At 70.6% G+C, this 19,574-nt stretch carries 22 protein-coding genes and 1 tRNA gene; 9 read left to right on the top strand and 14 right to left on the bottom strand.

Annotation, left to right across the window (positions count from 1 at the left end; translation table 11 throughout):
- Positions 1–13: 13 nt before the first annotated feature.
- Positions 14–790 carry a TatD family hydrolase gene (locus tag V5F49_RS22285; protein WP_394116673.1) on the bottom strand — a complete coding sequence of 259 codons (777 nt, stop codon included), beginning with the start codon at positions 788–790 and terminating at the stop codon, positions 14–16.
- A gap of 139 nt (positions 791–929) precedes the next feature.
- Here V5F49_RS22285 and V5F49_RS22280 point away from each other — a divergent pair, with 139 nt between their 5' ends.
- Positions 930–1,520 (top strand): biotin transporter BioY, encoded by a 591-nt coding sequence (locus tag V5F49_RS22280; protein ID WP_394116594.1) that lies wholly within the window; start codon positions 930–932, stop codon positions 1,518–1,520.
- Here V5F49_RS22280 and V5F49_RS22275 read toward each other — a convergent pair.
- From V5F49_RS22275 to V5F49_RS22240, 8 genes are all read right to left on the bottom strand, one after another.
- On the bottom strand, positions 1,512–2,426 hold the full coding sequence (locus V5F49_RS22275; RefSeq protein ID WP_394116595.1) for an alpha/beta fold hydrolase: 915 nt from the start codon (positions 2,424–2,426) through the stop codon (positions 1,512–1,514). The two genes, V5F49_RS22280 and V5F49_RS22275, sit on opposite strands and share 9 nt — an antisense overlap.
- Positions 2,427–2,436: 10 nt before the next feature.
- Positions 2,437–2,985: a DUF2087 domain-containing protein gene (locus tag V5F49_RS22270; protein WP_394116596.1), complete on the bottom strand. Its 549-nt coding sequence runs from the start codon at positions 2,983–2,985 to the stop codon at positions 2,437–2,439.
- A 180-nt stretch (positions 2,986–3,165) separates the two neighbouring features.
- Positions 3,166–3,660 carry a hypothetical protein gene (locus V5F49_RS22265; protein WP_394116597.1) on the bottom strand — a complete coding sequence of 165 codons (495 nt, stop codon included), beginning with the start codon at positions 3,658–3,660 and terminating at the stop codon, positions 3,166–3,168.
- A gap of 124 nt (positions 3,661–3,784) precedes the next feature.
- On the bottom strand, positions 3,785–5,341 hold the full coding sequence (gene metG, locus V5F49_RS22260; protein WP_394116598.1) for a methionine--tRNA ligase: 1,557 nt from the start codon (positions 5,339–5,341) through the stop codon (positions 3,785–3,787).
- A gap of 48 nt (positions 5,342–5,389) precedes the next feature.
- Positions 5,390–6,421: a DNA polymerase III subunit delta' gene (locus tag V5F49_RS22255; protein WP_394116599.1), complete on the bottom strand. Its 1,032-nt coding sequence runs from the start codon at positions 6,419–6,421 to the stop codon at positions 5,390–5,392.
- Positions 6,422–6,677: 256 nt separating this feature from the next.
- The gene (gene tmk / locus V5F49_RS22250) at positions 6,678–7,322 is read right to left on the bottom strand and encodes a dTMP kinase (protein WP_394116600.1); all 645 of its coding nucleotides are present in this window, start codon (positions 7,320–7,322) and stop codon (positions 6,678–6,680) included.
- Positions 7,319–8,515: a D-alanyl-D-alanine carboxypeptidase family protein gene (locus V5F49_RS22245; protein ID WP_394116601.1), complete on the bottom strand. Its 1,197-nt coding sequence runs from the start codon at positions 8,513–8,515 to the stop codon at positions 7,319–7,321. Before V5F49_RS22245 ends, tmk begins: the two co-directional genes overlap by 4 nt.
- Before the next feature lie 152 nt (positions 8,516–8,667).
- On the bottom strand, positions 8,668–9,546 hold the full coding sequence (locus V5F49_RS22240) for a septal ring lytic transglycosylase RlpA family protein (protein WP_394116602.1): 879 nt from the start codon (positions 9,544–9,546) through the stop codon (positions 8,668–8,670).
- A gap of 254 nt (positions 9,547–9,800) precedes the next feature.
- Here V5F49_RS22240 and V5F49_RS22235 point away from each other — a divergent pair.
- Positions 9,801–9,890: transfer RNA gene (locus tag V5F49_RS22235), tRNA-Ser, on the top strand.
- Positions 9,891–9,928: 38 nt separating this feature from the next.
- Here the strand turns inward: V5F49_RS22235 and V5F49_RS22230 are convergent.
- Positions 9,929–10,510: a hypothetical protein gene (locus V5F49_RS22230; RefSeq protein WP_394116603.1), complete on the bottom strand. Its 582-nt coding sequence runs from the start codon at positions 10,508–10,510 to the stop codon at positions 9,929–9,931.
- A gap of 52 nt (positions 10,511–10,562) precedes the next feature.
- A complete protein-coding gene (locus V5F49_RS22225) occupies positions 10,563–11,318 on the bottom strand; it encodes a TrmB family transcriptional regulator (protein WP_394116604.1) in 756 nt (251 codons plus the stop codon).
- A gap of 209 nt (positions 11,319–11,527) precedes the next feature.
- Here V5F49_RS22225 and V5F49_RS22220 point away from each other — a divergent pair, with 209 nt between their 5' ends.
- From V5F49_RS22220 to V5F49_RS22195, 6 genes are all read left to right on the top strand, one after another.
- Positions 11,528–12,439, top strand: coding sequence for an ABC transporter permease (locus V5F49_RS22220; RefSeq protein WP_394116605.1), 912 nt, complete (start codon positions 11,528–11,530; stop codon positions 12,437–12,439).
- A gap of 12 nt (positions 12,440–12,451) precedes the next feature.
- Positions 12,452–13,285 carry an ABC transporter ATP-binding protein gene (locus V5F49_RS22215; RefSeq protein ID WP_394116606.1) on the top strand — a complete coding sequence of 278 codons (834 nt, stop codon included), beginning with the start codon at positions 12,452–12,454 and terminating at the stop codon, positions 13,283–13,285.
- Positions 13,286–13,288: 3 nt separating this feature from the next.
- Positions 13,289–14,344, top strand: coding sequence for an ABC transporter substrate-binding protein (locus tag V5F49_RS22210; RefSeq protein ID WP_394116607.1), 1,056 nt, complete (start codon positions 13,289–13,291; stop codon positions 14,342–14,344).
- A 187-nt stretch (positions 14,345–14,531) separates the two neighbouring features.
- Positions 14,532–15,161, top strand: a complete 630-nt coding sequence (locus V5F49_RS22205; protein WP_394116674.1) for a flavin reductase family protein — start codon at positions 14,532–14,534, stop codon at positions 15,159–15,161.
- Between the two features lie 5 nt (positions 15,162–15,166).
- Positions 15,167–16,099, top strand: coding sequence for a carbon-nitrogen hydrolase family protein (locus V5F49_RS22200; protein WP_394116608.1), 933 nt, complete (start codon positions 15,167–15,169; stop codon positions 16,097–16,099).
- Between the two features lie 194 nt (positions 16,100–16,293).
- A complete protein-coding gene (locus tag V5F49_RS22195) occupies positions 16,294–16,737 on the top strand; it encodes an SRPBCC family protein (protein WP_394116609.1) in 444 nt (147 codons plus the stop codon).
- A 24-nt stretch (positions 16,738–16,761) separates the two neighbouring features.
- On the opposite strand, the gene greA is transcribed toward V5F49_RS22195, so the two are convergent.
- The 3 genes from greA to V5F49_RS22180 form a co-directional block, all read right to left on the bottom strand.
- Positions 16,762–17,238: a transcription elongation factor GreA gene (gene greA, locus V5F49_RS22190; protein WP_394116610.1), complete on the bottom strand. Its 477-nt coding sequence runs from the start codon at positions 17,236–17,238 to the stop codon at positions 16,762–16,764.
- Positions 17,239–17,350: 112 nt separating this feature from the next.
- Complete coding sequence (locus V5F49_RS22185) at positions 17,351–18,052, bottom strand: LrgB family protein (protein ID WP_394116611.1); 702 nt, start codon at positions 18,050–18,052, stop codon at positions 17,351–17,353.
- Entirely contained in the window at positions 18,039–18,464 is a 426-nt protein-coding gene (locus V5F49_RS22180; protein WP_394116675.1) for a CidA/LrgA family protein, read from the bottom strand. The genes V5F49_RS22185 and V5F49_RS22180 overlap by 14 nt, the downstream gene beginning before the upstream one ends.
- A gap of 142 nt (positions 18,465–18,606) precedes the next feature.
- Here V5F49_RS22180 and V5F49_RS22175 point away from each other — a divergent pair, with 142 nt between their 5' ends.
- Positions 18,607–19,503, top strand: coding sequence for a LysR family transcriptional regulator (locus V5F49_RS22175; RefSeq protein WP_394116612.1), 897 nt, complete (start codon positions 18,607–18,609; stop codon positions 19,501–19,503).
- The last annotated feature ends 71 nt before the right edge of the window (positions 19,504–19,574 follow it).

The raw sequence follows: 19,574 nt of genomic DNA, 5'->3' as shown, positions 1-19,574 counted from the left end.
CCTTCCTGCCGGATCAGCGCTGCGCCTTGGAGAAGAGGGTGAAGAAGTTGCGCGTGGTGGCGCCGGCCAGATCCTCGAACGGGATGCCCCGTGCCTGCGCCAGAACCTTCGCCGTCTCGCGCACGAACGAGGGCTCGTTGCGCTTGCCGCGGTTGGGGATGGGGGCGAGGAAGGGCGAGTCGGTCTCCACCAGGATGCGGTCCTCCGGGACCTCGGCGGCGATGGCGCGCAGCTCCTCGCTCTTCTTGAAGGTGATGACGCCGGAGAACGAGATGTAGCCGCCCAGCGCCAGCGCCCGGCGAGCGAGGTCCGGCCCGGCGGTGAAGCAGTGGAGCAGGAACGGGAAGGCGCCGCGGGCCGTCTCCTCCTCCAGGATGCGGGCGACATCCTCGTCCGCCTCGCGGGCGTGGATCACCAGCGGCAGGCCGGTCTCCCGCGCCGCCGCGATATGGGTGCGGAAGCCGTGCTCCTGCGCCGCGCGGGGGCTGGTGTCGTAATGATAGTCCAGCCCCGCCTCGCCGATGGCTACCACCTTGGGATGGGCCGAAAGCGCCACCAGCTCGGCGGTGGTGACGTCCGGCTCCTCGGCCGCCTGGTGCGGATGGGTGCCGACCGAGCAGAGCACCGGGTCGAATCGCTCGGCGATGGCGCGGATCTCGGCGAAGCGCCGCACCCGCGTGGAGATGGTGACCATATGGGAGACGCCCGCCGCCTGGGCGCGGGCCACCACATCGGGCAGCTCGGCGGCGAAGTCGGGAAAATCGAGGTGGCAATGGCTGTCGACGAGCATGGCAAACCTGAGTGAGGTGCGCCTCACATAAGCGCATCCCCCCGCCGCGTCGAGCCGCCCGGGCGCGCGCTCACGCATCCGCGTTGACGGCGGCTCCGCGAATGCGTTTCCTGCGCCGGCTTTGCCACCCGGGGGTTCCATGACGTCCGCCACACTGCCCTCAGGGCCGTTCCGCCCCGCGCTCGCGCGGCTTGCCGATCATTCCAGCCCGTGGGGCATCGCCGCGGTCGTGGTCGGGATCGCGCTTCTGGGATGGAGCGCGCAGCTGTCCATCCCCATCCAGCCGGTGCCCATCACCCTGCAGAGCTATGTGCTCATCACCCTCGCGGCGCTGATGGGCTGGCAGCTCGCCGGCCTCACCGTGGGGCTCTACCTCGTGGCCGGGCTGCTGGGCCTGCCGGTGTTCTCCGGTGGACGCAGCGGCATCGCCATGATCACCGGCACCTCCGGCGGCTTCATCGTCGGCTTTCTCGTCACCGCGCTGCTGGTCGGCTACCTGCAGGAGACCTGGGCGCGGCTGCGTCCGCTGCCCCTGTTCGGCGTGCTGGCGCTCGGCCATCTGGTGCTGATGGTGATGGGGGCCGGCTGGCTCGCCACCAAGCTGGGCCTCCCGGCGGCGGTGGAGAAGGGCTTCCTGCCGTTCGTGCCCGGCGCGGTGGTGAAGACGGTGGCGGCGCTTGCCACCATCATCCTCGTGGAGCGCCTCACCGGAACGCCGCGCTCACGCTGAGGCGGGTTCCTCAAGCGGCAGGCGGGCGAGGAAACCGGCCACCGCCGCGCGCACTGCCGCCATGTGGGTGAACAGGCACACGTGCTCCCCGCCCTCGATGCGCAGGAGCTCCGTGGCCGGCAGCGCCGCCTGGAGCCGCTCGGTATGGTCGAACGGCACCACCCGGTCGCCGGTGCCGTGGATGGCCAGCACCGGCACCGAAACCCGCCACGGCGGCGCCTCCGGCAGGCGGGTCAGCTGGTCCACGTCCACCTGCGTGCCCGGCAGGCGCCGGCCCATGTCGCGCAACACGCTCTCCTGAAGCGCGCGCATCAGCGGCCCGGCCTCTGGATCGGCGAGGGTGCGGGCGCATTCCGCGGCATCGAGGATGGAGGCGCGGGCCGCCCGCATGGGCTGGCGCCGTGTCATCCATTCCATGAAGGCCGGCAGGCCGGGGACGCGCGCGACGACACGCATCACCGGCAGCCGCGCGCGCACCCGCTCCGGCACATGGAGGCGGCGGGTGCAGGCGGAGACCAGCACCACCCCCGCGCAGCGCTCGGGATGACGTGCGGCGAAGGCGAGCGCGCCCGGTCCGCCGGCCGAGACCGCGGCCACCAGCGTCCGGGCGAGGCCGAGCTCATCCAGCAGCGCGGCGTAGAGATCCGCCTGGGCCTCCGGACTTTCCCGCCCGGCGAGGGGCGTGCCCAGATAGCCGGGCCGCGACGGGGCGATCACGTCGAATCCTTCCGGACCGGCACAGGCCGCACGGGCGAGCAGCAGGCCCTGGTCGAACCCGCCCATGCCGCCGTGCAGGGCGAGCAGCGCAGGGCCGGAGCCCGTGCGCGCCACCTCTACCGGGCCGCGGGCTGTCTCCATGAGGCGCGGCACGCCCCGGCGGGCGGCAGGTGTGTGGTGCGTCACCATTGGCGCCTCCTCAGGCCGCCGCCGCGCGGCCGAGATGGCGGATGAGCGCCAGTGCCTCGGCGGGCGGACGCTGTTCCACGCGGCCATAGGCGCGCCCATCCCGCGTGCGCCAGACGAGACCGAGATCCACCATGCCCCGCCGCAGCAGGGCTGGATCGTCGAACAGGTGCAGCGCGCGCAGGCGCTCGTTCATCTGCGCCTCGCTGAAGGTCTCGCCCGCCGGCAGGCGCGACCACAGCACCCACAAGGCAAGCAGCCGGCGGCTCTCCTTGGCCGGCCAGCGGGTGAGCGTTCCCGCGGCGTCGTAATGGCGGGCGGCGTCGGCCACCAGCCGAAGGTCCACCGGTGCGGCAGGCTCGGGCGGCGGGGCGTCGAGGCGCGCCTGCGCCGACTGCTGGGCGCGAAAATGCTGGAAGTTCCGGAAGCCGACGGCGCGCGCCAGCATGTTCAGGAGCTGGACGTGGCCGGGCTTGCCCTCGGTGGAGGACAATTCGCGGCCGAGCGCACGGGCCAGCGCGGAAACGTCCTGCGCGGCGAAAGGCATGGGGGTTCTGGACATGACTTATCCCTCATGTGCCGGAAGGATCAGTCGTGGTCGCTGGCTTACGACGCGGCACGGGACAAGTGTCTGCCGGAAGAAGATGGCAGGTTTAGCTTCCCTCTCGGGACAGCGACGCCTCGGTGAACTGCCGACCGGCGCCGCTTCTACCGCCTCCGCCGCCGGTCCGGCAAGGGGGGATCAGCCGGAAGCGGAAATCTCTTCCTTGAGCGCGTCCGCGTCGCCGGCCGGCATGGTGATGGGCTGCACCCGCTCGCCCGGCCGCCCCGGATTGGTGACGATGGAGGCTTCGAGCGACACCGTCACCCCGCCGCCGGACGAGTTGAAGATGTAGTCAAGGCGGAAGGCGGCATCCTGGCTCTGGCCATTGGTGCGCTTCATGGCCTCCTCGGGGGAGAGGCGCTTTTCGGCCACCAGCTGGGCCGGCTGATCGACCGTAATATTGTACTGGCGGGCCCGGCGCGAGGTGGCGATGCGCGCGCGCACCAGCGTCGCGTCGGCATTGGCGAGACGCACCTCGATGCGCGGCACGGCCGGGCCTTCCGGCACCACCGGCGGCTCCACCGGCATGGCCGGCGGCACCGGATCGATCGCCGCCGACTGCGGCCGGTCGTACCGTTCGGCGGAACACCCCGAAAGCACCAGCGCCACGGCCACCGCCGCGATCCGCCTCACGCCCGTCATCCCCACGGCTTTGCTTCCTCCACCAACGCGCGTGGCGCGCGCAACGCATTTCCAATGCCCGCTCAGGCTTATGGCACCATATTGCCCGCCTGCCCACCTGTCGCGGATTTTCCGCTCAGGCGGCGGGCTCCGGCTCCACGTAGCGCGGGAAAACGCCTTGCGGGGCAGGCAGGGTCCGCCCGGCGGGCAGGCGCAGCGCATCGCCCAGGCGGTCGAAGCCGCGCTCCTCAGGCGGCACCGCCACGAGGTCGAGCAGCTTCGCCGCGCTTTCCGGCATCACCGGCTGCACCAGGATCGCCACCTGCCGGATCACCTCGGCGGTGACCCACAGCACGGTCGCCATGCGGGCGGGATCGGTCTTGCGTAGCGCCCAGGGGGCCTGCGCGGCGAAATAGCGGTTGGCCTCGGCCACCACGTTCCACACCGCGGCAAGGTATTGGTGGATCGCCTGCGTCTCCATGGCCTCGCGGCTCCTGGCCAGCATCCCGTCCGCGAGCGCCAGCATGGCCGCGTCCTCGGCCGAGAGCGGGCCGGGCTCCGGCACCACGCCGTCCAGATTCTTGGAAATCATGGAGAGCGAGCGCTGGGCGAGGTTGCCGAGATCGTTGGCGAGATCCGCATTCATGCGGTTCACGATCGCCTCGTGGCTGTAGGAGCCGTCCTGCCCGAACGACACCTCGCGCAGGAAGAAATAGCGGATCGCGTCCACGCCATAGGTGGCGGCGAGATCGAACGGGTCGATCACGTTACCCACCGACTTGGACATCTTCTCCCCGCGGTTGAACAGGAAGCCGTGGCCGAACACCCGCTTGGGCGCCTCGAGCCCGGCCGACCACAGGAAGGCCGGCCAGTAGACGGCGTGGAAGCGGATGATGTCCTTGCCGATCACGTGCACGTCCGCCGGCCAGTAGCGGCGGAACAGGTCGGCGTCCGTGTCCGGATAGCCGAGCGCGGTGATGTAGTTGGTCAGAGCGTCCACCCACACATACATGATGTGCTTGTCGTCGCCGGGCACCGGGATGCCCCAGTCGAAGGTGGTGCGGGAGATGGAGAGGTCCTGCAGCCCGCCGGAGACGAAGCTGACCACCTCGTTGCGGCGCGCCTCCGGCATGATGAAGCCGGGGTTTTCCGCGTAATAGGCGAGCAGGCGATCCTGATAGGCCGAGAGGCGGAAGAAATAGCTCTCCTCCTCCACCCATTCCACCGGCGTGCCCTGGGGGCCGAGGCGGACACTGGCGTCGTTCAGGCTGGTCTCCTCCTCGGCGTAATAGGCCTCGTCGCGCACCGAATACCAGCCGGCATAGGTGGATTTGTAGATGTCGCCGTTGGCGGCCATCTTCTCCCAGATCGCCTGGCTGGAGGCGTGGTGGCGCTCCTGCGTGGTGCGGATGAAATCGTCGTTGGAGAGGTTGAACGTCTCCACCATGGCCTCGAACCGCGGCACGTTGCGCGCCAGAAGCTCGCGCGGCGTCAGGCCGGCCTTCTGGGCGGTCTGGAGCATCTTGATGCCGTGCTCGTCGGTGCCGGTGAGGAAGCGCACGTCATAACCGTCGAGCCGCTTGAACCGCGCGATGCAGTCGGTCGCGATCGCCTCGTAGGCATGGCCCATGTGGGGCACGCCGTTGGGGTAGGCGATGGCGGTGGTGATGTAGAACGACGGCTTGGCGGACATGGAGCGTCTCGGGAGATTGGCTCTCGCCGGCAGCCGGAGCGGCGCTCGTCAGCGCACGGCCTCGGCCAGGTCGGCAAAGATGCGGAACACCAGCGCCTTGCGGTCGAGATTGAAGACATCGGCCTCGACCGCGCTGCGCCGGACCTTCTCCCATACCTCGCCGAGGCGGACAAGGCGATGCGGCGCCTCCCCGCCGGAGGTGGCCCGCTCGGCCACATAGTCGCTCACGGTCTCGATGAAGAGGTCGAGGCCGTCGGCCCGGTCGCCCTGCAGGCGCGCGCCGAGGGCGTGCAGATCCTCCGGGCGCGGGCGGGGCAGCTGCTCCAGCGCGCGCAGGGTGGCGGAGCGCACCTCCATCCCCTCCCCCCGCGCCAGCACCAGCGCCCGGCGGACACTGCCGCCGCTCGCTTCCGCCGCGGCGGGCAGCGTGGCGGGAGCGAGGTCCGGCACCTCCTCCTTCAGGTGGTCGAGGGCGGCCAGCACGTCCGGCGCCGCGAGCGGGCGCAGGCGCAGCAGGCGGCTGCGGGAGCGGATGGTGGGCAGCACCCGCCCGGGCGCGTGCGTGACGAGCAGGAACAGCGCGCGCGGCGGCGGCTCCTCCAGCGTCTTCAGCAGCGCGTTGGCGCCGAACGCGTTGAGCTCGTCCACCGCATCGACGATGCACACCCGCCAGCCCCCGGCCGCCGCCGTGGCGCCGAAGAAGGCGCGCACCCGGCGCACCATCTCGGCGGGGATGACGGTGGGGATCTTGTCCTCGCCCGCCTCCGGGGCGCGGCGCAGCACCAGCAGGTCGGGATGGCTGAGGGATGCCACCTGCCGGAACACCGGATGGGTCGGCGGCAGGCTGAGATCATGGGCGCCCGGCGAGGGTCCCCCGGCCAGCACCACCCGCGCCAGCCGGTAGGCCAGCGTCGCCTTGCCGATGCCTTCCGGCCCACCCAGCAGCAGAGCATGGGGCAGCCGGCCGGCGCGCCAGTCGCCGAGCAGATCGGCCTCGGTCTCGGCGTGGCCGAACAGGCGGTCCTGATGGCGCGGGTGGGGCGAGCCCGGTAGGACATCGCCGGAAACCATCTCGCTCATGGCGTGTGGCCGGGTTTGCGGGAGACGGGCGCCGCGCCATGCCGTGTGGTGCGCGCCGGTGCGGGGCCGACCGTGGGCGCGGGAGCCGGGCGCTGCGTCAGGATGGGGAGCGACATGGCGCGCTTCGTCATGGGTGCCACGGTGCGGATCCTCACGCCGGGCGGGCGGGGATGGATGCCCGGGCGGGCGGGGCGCGGCGCGTTCCGGCGCCAGCCGCGAGGGCGCGAACGGCAGCGGGGCGCATCGTCATCGCCCCTCACGCCGCCGCCGGCAGGCCGAGGCGGTCGGCGACGATGCGCGTCACGGCGTCCGCCACCGCATCGGCATCGGCGGTGGCGTCCACCACGACGCAGCGCTCGGGCGCGGCCGCGGCACGGGCAAGGAAGGCCTCGCGCACGGCAGCATGATAATCCGCCCCCTCCTTCTCGAACCGGTCGGCGACCGCGCCCTTGCCGCGCGCGGCTGCGCGGGCGAGGCCGATGTCGGGCGGCACGTCGAGGATGAGGGTGAGGTTCGGGCGCGTGGCGCCGGCCGCCATGTGCTCCAGCGCGTCGAGCAGGTCGGGCGCCACCGCGCCGACCGCGCCTTGATAGACGCGGGTGGAATCGATGAAGCGGTCGCAGATCACATCGCTGCCAGCCTCCAGCGCGGGGCGGATCAGCCGGTCCACGTGATCCGCCCGCGCGGCCGCGAACAGCAGCGCCTCCGCGGCCGGCCCCAGCGGCTGGGCGGCGCCGGAGAGCAGCACATGGCGCACCGCCTCCGCGCCGGGGGAGCCGCCGGGCTCGCGCGTCTCCACCACCTCGCGGCCGAGCTCGCGCAGCCATTGGGCGAGCCGGCGCGCCTGGGTGGACTTGCCGGTGCCCTCCCCGCCCTCCAGCGTGATGAAAAGTCCGGTCATTTCTGCAGCTTCGCCATGGCCCGGCGGGCGAGATCGCGCACGGAATCGCCCATCAGCGTCAGCCCGCCGTCGAGCGCGCGCTCCACCAGCGAGCCGGCGGGCACGTCATCCTTGGTGTAGAGCGGCACTTCCAGCACCTTCACCTGCCCGCGCGAGACTTCCATGCGCCCCACTTCCGCGCCCTTGGCCACAGGGGCGCGCAGCGGGCCCTGATAGACCACGCGGGCGGAGATGCGGTCATTGCCCGAGCGCGGGGTGAGCACCGCCACCGGACGCCCGGCCACCAGCCCCACGGTGCCGGACGCGCCGCCGAACACCTGCGCCCGGCCCACCTCGCCGTCGGCGGCGAAGATCACGCGCTGGCGGAACGACTGGAAGCCCCATTCGAGCAGCCGCCGCGTTTCGTCCAGCCGCTCCTTCTCGCTCTTGGCGCCGAGCACCACGACAATCAGCCGCTGGCCGTTCTGCACCGCCGAGCCGAGGGCGTGATAGCCCACGTCCTTCAGCCAGCCCACCTGCAGACCGTCCGCGCCGACCCCGGCATCCAGCAGCACATTGCGGTTGCGCTGGCGGATGCGGTTCCACTCGATGTTGGGCTTGGCGAAGATGGGATAATAATCCGGATAGGTGCGGATCACGTGCGCCGCCAGCAGCGACAGGTCGCGGGCGCTGGAATACTGGCCGGCGTCGGCGAAGCCCGTGGCGTTGCGGAACTCGGAATTCGTCATGCCGATGGATTTCGCCGCCGCGTTCATCTGCTGGGCGAACTCGCTCTCGGTGCCGGCGACGCCCTCGGCCAGCGTGATGGCGGCGTCGTTGCCGGAAACCACCAGCGCGCCGGCGAGCAGCTCACCCACCGGGGCAGGCTTGTTCACCTCCGCGAACATGGCCGCGCCGCCGGAGGGGCCGCCGCCCCGCTTCCAGGCATTCACGCTGACGACGAAAGGCGTGTCGAGGGCGATCTTGCCGGCCTTCAGCTGGGAGAAGACCACGTCGGCGGTCATCACCTTGGTCAGCGTGCCGGGGGCGATGCGGCGGTCGGCGTCCTTGTCGAACAGGACGGTGCCGGTCTCGTAGTCCACCAAAGCGGCGGAGGGGACCGAGGTCTGGAAGCCATCGGCGGCGCGCGCCGGCGCCGTGGCGATCATGGCCAGAGCGCCGGTCAGGAGGGCGAGGCAGGCCTTCGGCAACATGGCGATCCACCTGAAAGCGTGAATGTCCGGACGCCGCCGGCGAGGCGTGCCCGGCACAGGACTCGGCACCGCAGGCGCGGCTCGGGCGGATCATCAACCAGGGGATGGCGGCCGGTAAAGCCCTCCGGCGGCCTGCGCGCAGATTTCGGCGATCAGCGGCTGCCGTCGCCGGGAACGCCGGCAAAGCCGAGGCCGCTGACCGGCGCGGCGCCGGTGGACCATCCGCCGCCGGCGCTGGCCACGGCCACCGGGCTGCCGTGCGAGACGCCGAGATCGAACGGACGCGACGGCGGGACGGGCGCTTCCTCGCTCGGCGGCGTGGAAGCCGCCACCGCGCGGGAGGGCGGCACGTTCGGCACGAACGGCTTAGCCGAGGCCATCATGACCGGCGAGCCTTCCTTGAGGTCGGCCGGCCTGCCGTCGGTGCGCAGGGTGGAAGCGAGCTTGATGTCGTCGTCGTCATCCAGCGGCGCGCGGCCGAGATACTCCACCCGCACCTTGGCCACGCCGAACTTGGCGAAGCCGAGAAGGTCGGCGGTCTTGTAGGAGACGTCGATCAGGCGGTCGCCCACGTAGGGGCCGCGATTGTTCACGCGGACCACGATGGAGCGGGAATTGGCGAGGTTGGTCACGCGCACATAGCTGGGCATGGGCAGCGTCTTGTGCGCGGCGGAGACCGACGCCATGTCGAAGACTTCGCCATTCGCCGTGCGGCGACCGTGGAAATCCTTGCCGTACCAGGAGGCCGTGCCCTCGGCCACGTAGTTCGGATTTTCGGCCGGCACGTAGGTGCGGCCGGCCACGGTATAGGGCTTGCCGACCTTGTAGGAGCCGCCGCCGCGCGGCACCGGCTCGCCTTCCGCAACCACGCGCGGGCTGGCGGAGACGCCGTAGACCGGATCGATCTTGCTGCCGAGGGATTCCACGGAGCTGCACCCCGCGACCGCGAGGCAGCCGACGAGCAGGAGACCCGCTCCCGCGCCGCGCCCGATTGCCGGGAGATGGAAGTGCGCCGCCGATCCCCTCATCATCCGTATCGCGTCTCCGATCGAGGCCCGCCTCCGCATGTGCGGCAGGGCGATGCGCTGAACGACTGCGCCGCGATCGGGCAGGACCCCGGCAGTCTGTGTCAACAGGGAGGGCAATGACGGCGAAAATGGGGCGGGGGTGCGGCCATGGTTAACAGGACGATGACGCGCGAGCCCCCACCCACTGCCTCTCGACGCCTTCCGGCGGCTGGGCTAGATGGATCGGGTGGTCGCGCAAAACGCGAATCCGCCGCACCGGAGAGATGGCCGAGCGGTTTAAGGCAGCGGTCTTGAAAACCGCCGTGGGTGCAAGCCCACCGTGGGTTCGAATCCCACTCTCTCCGCCATTTTGCGCCCCTCCGTGCTCCGGTGATGCCGGCCGTCCTCACGCGGGCACGGCGGAGAACTGTGGCAGTGCGCTGGCAGGCAGGCGACGGGCGAGGTGTTGGACAATCGACCGGCCCTCCGCCTCGCTCAGGCCTGCCGCGACATAGATGGTGCGGGCGCCATAATCGAACTGCACCGCGCCGCCCTGGGTGGCCTGGCTACCCGACCATCCGAAGGATCCGCGCGCGGATGCCGGCGCGGCGGACGCCATGAGGTTGCGAATATCCATCCCCCGGTACAGCTTTCGCCGCGAGAACGGGCCGATGTGAGTGCCGATCTCCAGATCCCGGCCGACGATAGCCAACGTTTGCGAGCCGAACAGCATCGCCGCCAGCGTTCTTGCGGCGAATATCCACCCGGCGGCCCAGCCGCACAGCCAGAACAGCAGGAATGGCTCGAATTTCTGCAGCAAGAGGGCCTTGATGGCGAAGCCGCCGCCCGCGGTCCACCCGGCGAGCCACAAGGCGAGAATCAGCATGGCGCCGATGGGGCGCGGTGCCCTGACGCGGATCACGTCTCCCTGGCGCGTCCTTTCGATCAGATACCGCGGCTTCCCCAGGTCCTCATACGCGCCAGCCATCTCCGCATCCCCCGGTTGCGCGAGGGGGTCATAGCATGACTTTCCGACCTGCCTATCTCCGCACCGGCGCGGGGGTGCTCAGGCTCCACATGGCGTCGAACATGGACGCCTGGAAGGCGGCGAACTCGGCGCTGTCGATGATCATGCCGTAGCTTTCGCGGGCGGATGAGATCAGCGCGACCTTGTTGCCGTAGATGAAGCAGGTCATGGCCAGCGTGTAGGACGGCGGCGCGTAGCGCAGCTCGCGCCGATGCTCCTGGCTGGAGGGCCAGATGGGGGCGATGTCGCGCTCCTCCGAGCGGATGACGTGCAGCCAGATGCCGCGACGCGCGCGCTCGGTCAGGTAGCGCTCCATCTCCTCGAGGCCGGGCTCGGCGGTCAGCTCCTTCATGGAGAGGGTGGCGCGCAGCACCGTGTCGCCGCCCGTCAGCGTGTCCCACAAGGTGGTGCGGATGCCGTCCGGCCCCGGGTGGAAGCGCACGTTCGGCTTGCCGGTCTCGTGGTGATACATGGACCGCAGGACGGGCATCACGTCCTCGATCATCTGCCGGCGCGCCTCGATGCGCTCCATGAGCACGCCCGGGTCCTGCGCCACCACGAAGCGGCGCTTGCCGTTGTCTACGAACCGGACGAGCCCCTCCTCCTCCAGCTTGGCGAGCGCGTCGTGCGCGGTGGTGCGCGCCAGCCCCGCCCGCGCGGCCACTTCCGTGATGGAAGCCCCGCCGAGGCCGACGGCCGTCAGATAGAGCTTGTAGAGCGTCCCGGTGATGCCGATCCGGGCCAGCTTCTCTTCGATGTCGTTCGTCACACGTCGTCCCCCGATACCCGAAGCATGGCCGATCCGACGCATGACGTCCAATGTCGGTTTGCACCGACACAAAATTGTGTGCGCCGCACAATATGTGAGCGCGCTGCACCCAAATGAACCAGTGATATCGGCGGATATGCCCGATTATTCCGCAGAAATGCACGCATCTGAAATTGACGGAAATCGCCGACAAATTTACGCTTTGTGACATGACGAATTGCTTCAGCGATCCACCGGCTGGCAACGTGAAGGAGACACTCGCCATGGAAGCCAAGGCCGATGCGGGCGCCCTCCTGGCCGCGCCTGCCCTGCCCAGCTCTCCCTCCCCCGCCGTCCGGCGTACCGCGCCGCTGCAGCGGCTGCTGGCCAACCGCTCGGTGCGCGCCGGGCTCGGGCTCGCCGCCTTCTTCGGCTTCTGGCAGGCGGTAAGCAGCCTCGGCATCGTCGACGACTTCCTGTTGCCCTCCCCGTTCGCCGTGGCGAAGGCGCTGTGGGAGCTGGCTGTCGACGGCTCCCTCTGGATCCATCTGGGCGCGAGCCTGCAGCGGGTGGCGGTGGGCTTCCTGCTGGCGTGCATCGCCGGCCTGGCGCTCGGCCTCGTGTGCGGCTGGTGGCGGACGGTGTCGGACTTCGTCCGGCCGGTGGTGGAGGCGCTGCGGCCGATCCCGCCGCTGGCGTGGATCCCCATCACCATCCTCTGGTTCGGGCTGGGGGATGCGGCGTCCTACTTCCTGGTGTTCCTCGGCGCGTTCTTCCCGGCCTTCGTCGCCACCTACACGGCGGTGCGCAGCCTTGACCGCAACCAGATGAATGCCGCCCTGTGCCTCGGCGCCCGGCCCTGGCAGCTGTTCTGGGACGTGCTGATCCCCGCCTCCCTGCCCATCATCCTGCCCGGCCTGCGCATCGCGCTGGGGGTCGGCTGGATGTGCGTGGTGACGGCCGAGCTGATCGCCGCCCAGACGGGGCTCGGCTACCTGATCCAGCAGTCCCGCATGCTGTTCCAGATCAACAACGTGGTGGCGGGCATGGTCACCATCGGCCTCGTGGGCTTCGGCATGTCGGCGATCCTGGAGCGGATCGAGCGGCGCGTGAATGCCTGGGCCCCCTCCGAGCGCAACTGAGGAGACGATCCCATGGCCGCATCCGCCGCACGCCTCTCCCCGGCCGCCGCGCCCGCCGCCGCCCCGGAGGACATCCAGATCGACATCCGCAACGTGGGCAAGGTCTACGGCTCCAAGGGGCTGGATACGCCGGTGGTCGCGCTCGATGGCGTGAACCTGCGCATCCGCCGCGGCGAGTTCATCTCCCTGCTCGGCCCCTCGGGCTGCGGAAAATCCACCCTGCTCAGCATCGTCGCCGGCTTCCAGGCGGCCTCGAGCGGGCAGATCCTGCAGGACGGCCGGCCCATCTCCCGGCCCGATCCCTCCCGCACGGTGGTGTTCCAGGACTACGCCCTGTTCGGCTGGATGACGGTGCAGCAGAACGTGGAATTCGGCCTCAAAGCCAAGGGCATGCCCAAGGCCCAGCGGGCCGAGGTCGCCCGTTCGCTGATTGCCACGGTCCACCTGAGCGGGTTCGAGGACAAGTTCCCCCATCAGATGTCCGGCGGCATGAAGCAGCGCGCCGCCATCGCCCGGGCGCTGGCGCCCGACCCCGACATCCTGCTGATGGACGAGCCGTTCGGCGCGCTCGACGCGCAGACCCGCGTGCTGCTGCAGGAAGAGATCGCCCGCATTTCCTCCGAGGCCGGCAAGACGGTGATCTTCGTCACCCACGGCATCGACGAGGCGGTGTTCCTGGCCGACCGCGTGGTGGTGATGAGCCCCCGCCCCGGCCGGGTGCGCGAGGAGGTCCTGGTGCCGCTTCCCCGGCCGCGCACGGCCGAGATGCGCTCCGATCCATGGTTCGTCTCCACGGTCAACGACCTGTGGGAGACGCTCAAGCCGGAATGGCAGAAAGGGGAATAACCCGTGACCTCAGGAATTTCGCGCCGCCGCTTCGGCCAGCTCGCAGCTGGCCTCGCCGCCTCCCTCCCGCTCGCCGCACCCTCCATCGTGCGGGCGCAGGAAGGCGACGTGGTCCGCATGTGCTGGTTCAACACGACCACCGTGTCGGCCCAGATCGCCCATGTCCTGATGCGCACGGACATCGCAGCCCGCAACGGCCTGAAGATGGAGATGATCCAGCTCGCCGCCTCCCCGGCCATCACCGAGGCGCTGGTCTCCGGCGCCGGCGACGTGGGCACGCTCTCGGACTTCGCCGCCGTCACCACCATGGCAATCGGCGCGCCGGTGACCACCGTTTCCTCGCAGGCCCGCTTCCGCTCGGCGGTGCTGGCGACCAAGAAGTCCGGCATCACCAAGATGGCGGATCTCAAGGGCAAGCAGGTGTACGGCACCTTCGGCATCACCGCGTTCCAGAATGCGCAGGATGCGGTGCTCAAGGCCGGTCTCGTGCCCGGCAAGGACATGACCTTCGTCAATGTCGGCCCGGCGGAGCTAGCCGACGCCGTGGGCTCCCAGCGCATCGACGCGTTCTTCACCTATGACCCGTTCGTCAGCTATTTCGAGAGCTCGGGCCATGCGGTGGTGGTGTCGGAGAACCTGAGCCCGGTCATCGTGCTGACCGCCAACAACCGCTTCCTGCAGCAGAAGCCGGACGTGCTGCGCCGCCTGCTTTTGGCCAATGCCCAGGCCCTGTTCTTCGCGGCCCAGAACAATGATCTGGCCAACAGCTGGTTCCGCTCGCTGGAGCCGGCCAAGAACATCCCGGAGCCGGTGCTGCAGAAGGCGTCCGGCTACGACCCGGCCTGGAGCGCGAAGACCTTCACCGACATCAAGGTGGCGCTCTCCCCCGCGCAGATCGCGCAGATGGAGACGCTGGCGAAATGGGGCGTGGATGCCAAGCTCCTGCCGCGCCTGCCGGACGTGCCCAAGTTCATCAACACGGCCATCGCCGGCGAGGTGGACAAGGAGATCGCCACCGGCAGCTTCGACGTGAAGAGCGTGAAGATCCTGCGCGCCTGATCCTCAGCAGACCCCGCCGATGGCGCGCCGGCGCGCCCGCCATCGGCCCTCGCCGCTCCCGCCGCTGCGGGATGCCCGTGGCAGGACCATCATGACCCATCCATCCCTGAAGGCGCGTCCCGTGCGGGAGGCGCCGCCGCCGGCGCGCGGCCCAGACACGCCCTTCCGGCACTTCGACCTCGGCGCCATGACCGGCGAGGAGCGCTACCGGCTGCTGGCCTCCACCATCCTGCCGCGGCCCATCGCCTGGGTGGTCACCTGCGATCCGGACGGGGTGGTGAACGCCGCGCCCTATTCCTTCTTCAACATGTTCGGCGCCGACCGCCCCGTGGTGGCGCTCGGCATCCTCGCCCGGCCGGGCCGGCCGAAGGACACCGCGGCCAACATCCGCGCCACCGGCGAGTTCGTGGTCAACCTCGTGCCGTTCGCCCTCGCTGACGCCATGAACGCCACCTGCGTCGAGGCCCCGCCGGAGGTGGACGAGACCGCCCTCGCGGGCCTTGAGACCGTGCCCAGCGTCGGCGTGCGGCCGCCGCGCATCGCCGCCTCCCCTGTCGGCCTCGAATGCCGCTCCATGCATCTTCTCGACACCGGCCCGGGCCAGCTCCTGGTGGTGGGCGAGGTGCTGCACGCCCATTACGCCGCCGACATCCTCACCGGCGACCCCGCCCGCCCGCGCATCGACGGCCGCGCCCTCGACCTGGTGGGCCGGATGCACGGGCCCACCGCCTACACCCGCACCCGCGATCTCTTCGACCTCGAACGCCCGCTCTGGACCGGTGGACCCGCCGGCGGCGCGGCGCCCAGCAAGGAATGACCCGAATGTCCACGATCAAGGTGGCCGCCATCCAGGCCGCGACCATTCCCTTCGACGGCCCGGCCGCGACCGCCCGCGTCGTCTCGCTCCTGGCCGAGGCGGCCGCGGCGGGGGCGAAGCTCGCCGTTTTCCCGGAGGCCTTCATCGGCGGCTATCCCAAGGGGCTGGATTTCGGCTGCGCGATCGGCCGGCGCACCGCCGAGGGCCGCGCCGATTTCGCCCGCTACGTGCGCGGCGCCATCACCGTCCCCGGTCCGGAGGTGGACGAGCTGTCCGCCGCCTGCGCGACGCACGACATGCATGCGGTGGTGGGCGTCATCGAGCGCGAGGGCGGCACGCTCTACTGCACCTCGCTGTACGTCGGCCCCTCCGGCCTCATGGGCAAGCATCGCAAGGTGATGCCCACGGGCTCGGAACGCCTTGTGTGGGGCTTCGGCGACGGCTCCACGCTCACGGTGGTGGACACCCCGTTCGGCAAGCTCGGCGGCGCCATCTGCTGGGAGCACTACATGCCGCTGATGCGCGCCGCCTATTACGCCAAGGGCGTGCAGATCTGGGCCGCGCCCACCGCCGATGACCGCGAGACGTGGATCTCCACCATGCGGCATGTGGCCATGGAGGGCCGCTGCTTCGTGGTCAGCGCCTGCCAGGTGATGCGCCGCTGCGACTTTCCCGAGGACTACGCCAGCCGCATCGACGCCGCGCCGGACGAGTGGATGATGCACGGCCGCTCGGTCATCGTCGGCCCGCTGGGCGAAATCCTCGCCGGTCCGCTGCTGGACGCGGAGGGCATCCTCACCGCCGACATCGACCTCGACGACATTCTCGGCGCACGGCTCGATTTCGATCCGGTGGGCCATTACGCCCGCCCCGACCTGTTCAGCCTGCGGGTGGATGAAACCCCGAAGCTGCCGGTGGTGGCGCTGACCGAGGGCTGAGGAACCGTGCGGGGGCCGGTGGGGCCGCCGGTGGGGCCGGCATCGCCGCCCCGCCGGCCGCCGCCGCCTGTCCCGCGCGCCCTGTCCGGCGGCACGGTCTCGCGCGCATCTTGCCGGCGTGCGCCGCCCATGTCGGAATGGGTCGGTCTCGGTCGTCCTCGGGACATGATGCCCCACGACACGAGGTGATCAACATGCCCGGCACCGTCCGCCTGCACCGCGTCCTGGCCACCAGCCCGGACAAGATCTACCGCGCCTTCATCGAAGCCGACGCGCTCACCAAGTGGTTGCCGCCGAACGGCTTCACCTGCACCGTGCATCATCTGGAGCCGGCGGTGGGCGGAACGTTCCGCATGTCGTTCCGCAACTTCACCACCGGCGGCAGCCACACGTTCGGGGGCGAGTTCCTGGAGCTCGTGCCCGGCGAGCGCGTGCGCTACACGGACCGCTTCGAGGACCCGAACCTCGTCGGCGAGATCACCGTGACGGTTGTGCTGAAAGCTGTCTCCGTCGGCACCCAGGTGGACATCGAGCAGGCCGGCATTCCCGATCTCATCCCCACCGAGGCCTGCTATCTCGGCTGGCAGGAATCCCTGCGCAACCTCGCGCGGCTGGTGGAGCCGCACATTCCGGACTGAGCGCACGGCACCGGCGTCGCCGCCTCACGCGATGGCGACGATCTCCACCGCCCGGCCCGCCACCGTCGCCTCATCGCCCACGGCCTTGCCCATGAGGGCGGCGGCCAGCGGCGAGACGTAGGAGACGGTACCCTGCGCCGGGTCCGCCTCGTCCTCGCCGACGATGCGGAAGACCTGGCGGCGGCCGTCATCCCGGTCGAGGGTCACGGTGGTGCCGAACTGCACGGTTTCGGGGTGGGGCGGGGTCTCGATCAGCTGGGCGCTGCCACGGCGGGCGCTGTAGTAGCGCAGGTCCCGCGTCGCCCGAGCCATGGCCATGCGATCCGCCTGCACGTCGCCGGTCTGCGCCAGCGCATAGGCCGCGCGTGCCTCCGCCAGCGCCGCATCCAGCGCCGCCAGCCCGCTCGCCGTCACCAGGTTGGGATGGGGCGAGATGGGCCGGTCGGGCAGGTCGGCGGCGGTGGCCTCGAGATCGTTCTCGCGCGTGAAGGCAACGGACATGCTGGACGGGTTCCGCGTGACGGGCGTGTCATCCCGGCACGGGCGTGCGCCGGGAAGCGCCTCACCTAGGCATCCCAGCGCCCGGTTTCAACAGCCCTGCGGAGGCCGCGCGTCAGCGCAGCAGGTGAACCAGCAGCGGCGCCGCCAGCACGTTGAACAGGCCGGCGAGCACCATCACCAGCCCGGCGATGGAGCCTTCCTCCCCGCCGATCTGATGCGCGCGGGCGACGCCGGCGCCATGCGCGCCCATGCCGAACAGGGCGCCCCGCGCCAGCGAGGAGCGCAGCGGCACCAGCTTCATCACCAGCTCGCCCAGCGCCGCGCCGGTGATGCCGGTGAGGATGACGAACACCGCCGTGAGGTCCGGCGCGCCTCCGATGTCGCCCGAGACCGCCATGGCGAAGGGCGTGGAGGTGGAGCGCGGCATCAGGCTGCGCTGCAGGGTCTGCGACAGGCCCATGAGGTCGGCGAGCAGGAAGGCCGTCACCATGGCGAGGGTGGAGCCGACCATCACGCCCACCAGCAGCACCGGCCAGTGCCTGCGGATCAGCGCGCGCTGCTCGTAGATGGGGATGGCGAAGGCCACCGTGGCCGGCCCCATCATCAGCGCCAGCCAGTGGGTGCCGCGGATGTATTCGCCATAGCCGGTGTGCAGGCTGAGCGCGACGGCGCCCACCGCCAGCGGCGTCAGCAGCAGCGGCGAGGTCCACCAGAAGCGCCAGCGCAGCGCGAGGAGGCGGGCGCCGGCATAGCAGCCGATGGTGACAGCCGACCAGAACAGCGCGAGCAGCAGGGGGTGATCATGCGTCAGCATGGCCGGCCCCTTCCCCCGCGAGGCGCAGGCGCCAGCGGTAGCACAGGTCCACCGCCAGCGCGGTGCCGCCCATCACCATCACGGTCCCGGCCACGATCACCGCCGCGATCTTGAGGCCCAGCAGGCCCATGAACTCGCCGTGGTCGAGGATCGCCATCACCGCCGGCACGAAGAACAGCAGCATTTCCGCCAGCAGCCAGCCGGCGCCGCGCCGCACCGCTGCAGGGCGGATGTGCCCGGAGGCGAGCAGCGCCAGAACCACGGCCATGCCCACGATGCCGCCGGGCAGCGGCAGGCCGGTCACCCGCACGGCCGCTTCCCCCAGCGCCCAGAAGGCGGCGAGAACGGCGATCTGAAGCACGCTGCTGCGGTGCACAATGGACTGCATTGTGCGCAGCATTGTGCGCAGCATGGACGGGCGGAAGCGGGCGGGGGCAGAACGGGTCGCGGACATGGTGTGGCACCTCCAGTGCCGATGTCCGGAAGATAATGCCGGCGATGCCATTACCAAAATGAATTGACTGAATTGAAACTATTCCATATCGGAATTCGATATGGAATTGCGCACGCTCCGGGCCTTCGTGGAAGTGGTGCGGCAGGGCGGTTTCTCCGCCGCCGCCAAGGTGCTGTTCGCCACTCAGCCCACCGTTTCCAAGGCGGTGAAGCAGCTGGAGGACGAGCTGGGCGTGCCCCTGCTCGACCGCATCGGCCATCGCAGCCAGCTCACGGCAGCCGGAGAGATCGTCTACCGGCGCGCCCTCACCCTGCTCGCGGAACGCGACGGGCTGGTCGCGGAACTGGACGACCTGCGGGGCCTCAGGCGCGGCAGCCTCCGGCTGGGCCTGCCGCCGCTCGGCGCGAGCACGCTGTTCGCGCCGCTGTTCGCGGTGTTCCGCGCGCGCTATCCGGGCATCGAGATCCGCCTGACGGAGCAAGGCTCCAAGCGCCTGGAAGAGATGCTGATGGAAGGCGAGCTGGAGCTCGCCGGCTCGCTGCTGCCGGTCAAGACCGGGTTCGACGGACAGCCGGTGCGGCTGGAGCCGCTGCTGGCGGTGCTGCCGCGCCTGCATCCGCTGGCGGGACGGGAGCGCATCGGCATCGGCGCGCTCCAGGGCTCGCCCTTCATCCTGTTCGAGGGCGGATTTGCGCTCAACCAGGTGCTGGAGGACGCCTGCGGGCGCAACGGCTTCGCCCCGCAGGTGGCCGCCCGCAGCGGGCAGATCGACTTCATCGTGGAGCTGGTGGGCGCGGGCATGGGCGTCGCCTTCCTGCCGGAGACCATCGCCCGCCAGCGCGCGACCCCCTCGGTGGCGCTGACGCTGCTCGACGAGCCCGGGACGCAGTGGCACATGGCCATCGTCTGGCGCCAGGGCAGCTATCTGTCCCACGCCGCCCGCGCCTGGCTCGAGCTGACGCGCGAGACCTACGGCGACGCCGGCTCGCTCGCCTGAAACGCCGCGCGCGGACCGGCCGATATGGGAATTTCCCGACTCGGCCGCCCCGACTACACATGGACGGGCGG

This window comes from Xanthobacter lutulentifluminis, from assembly GCF_043194675.2.
GTDB lineage: Bacteria > Pseudomonadota > Alphaproteobacteria > Rhizobiales > Xanthobacteraceae > Xanthobacter.
Note: the sequence above shows the minus strand (reverse complement) of the source record. Positions and strands in the feature narration are given on the sequence as shown.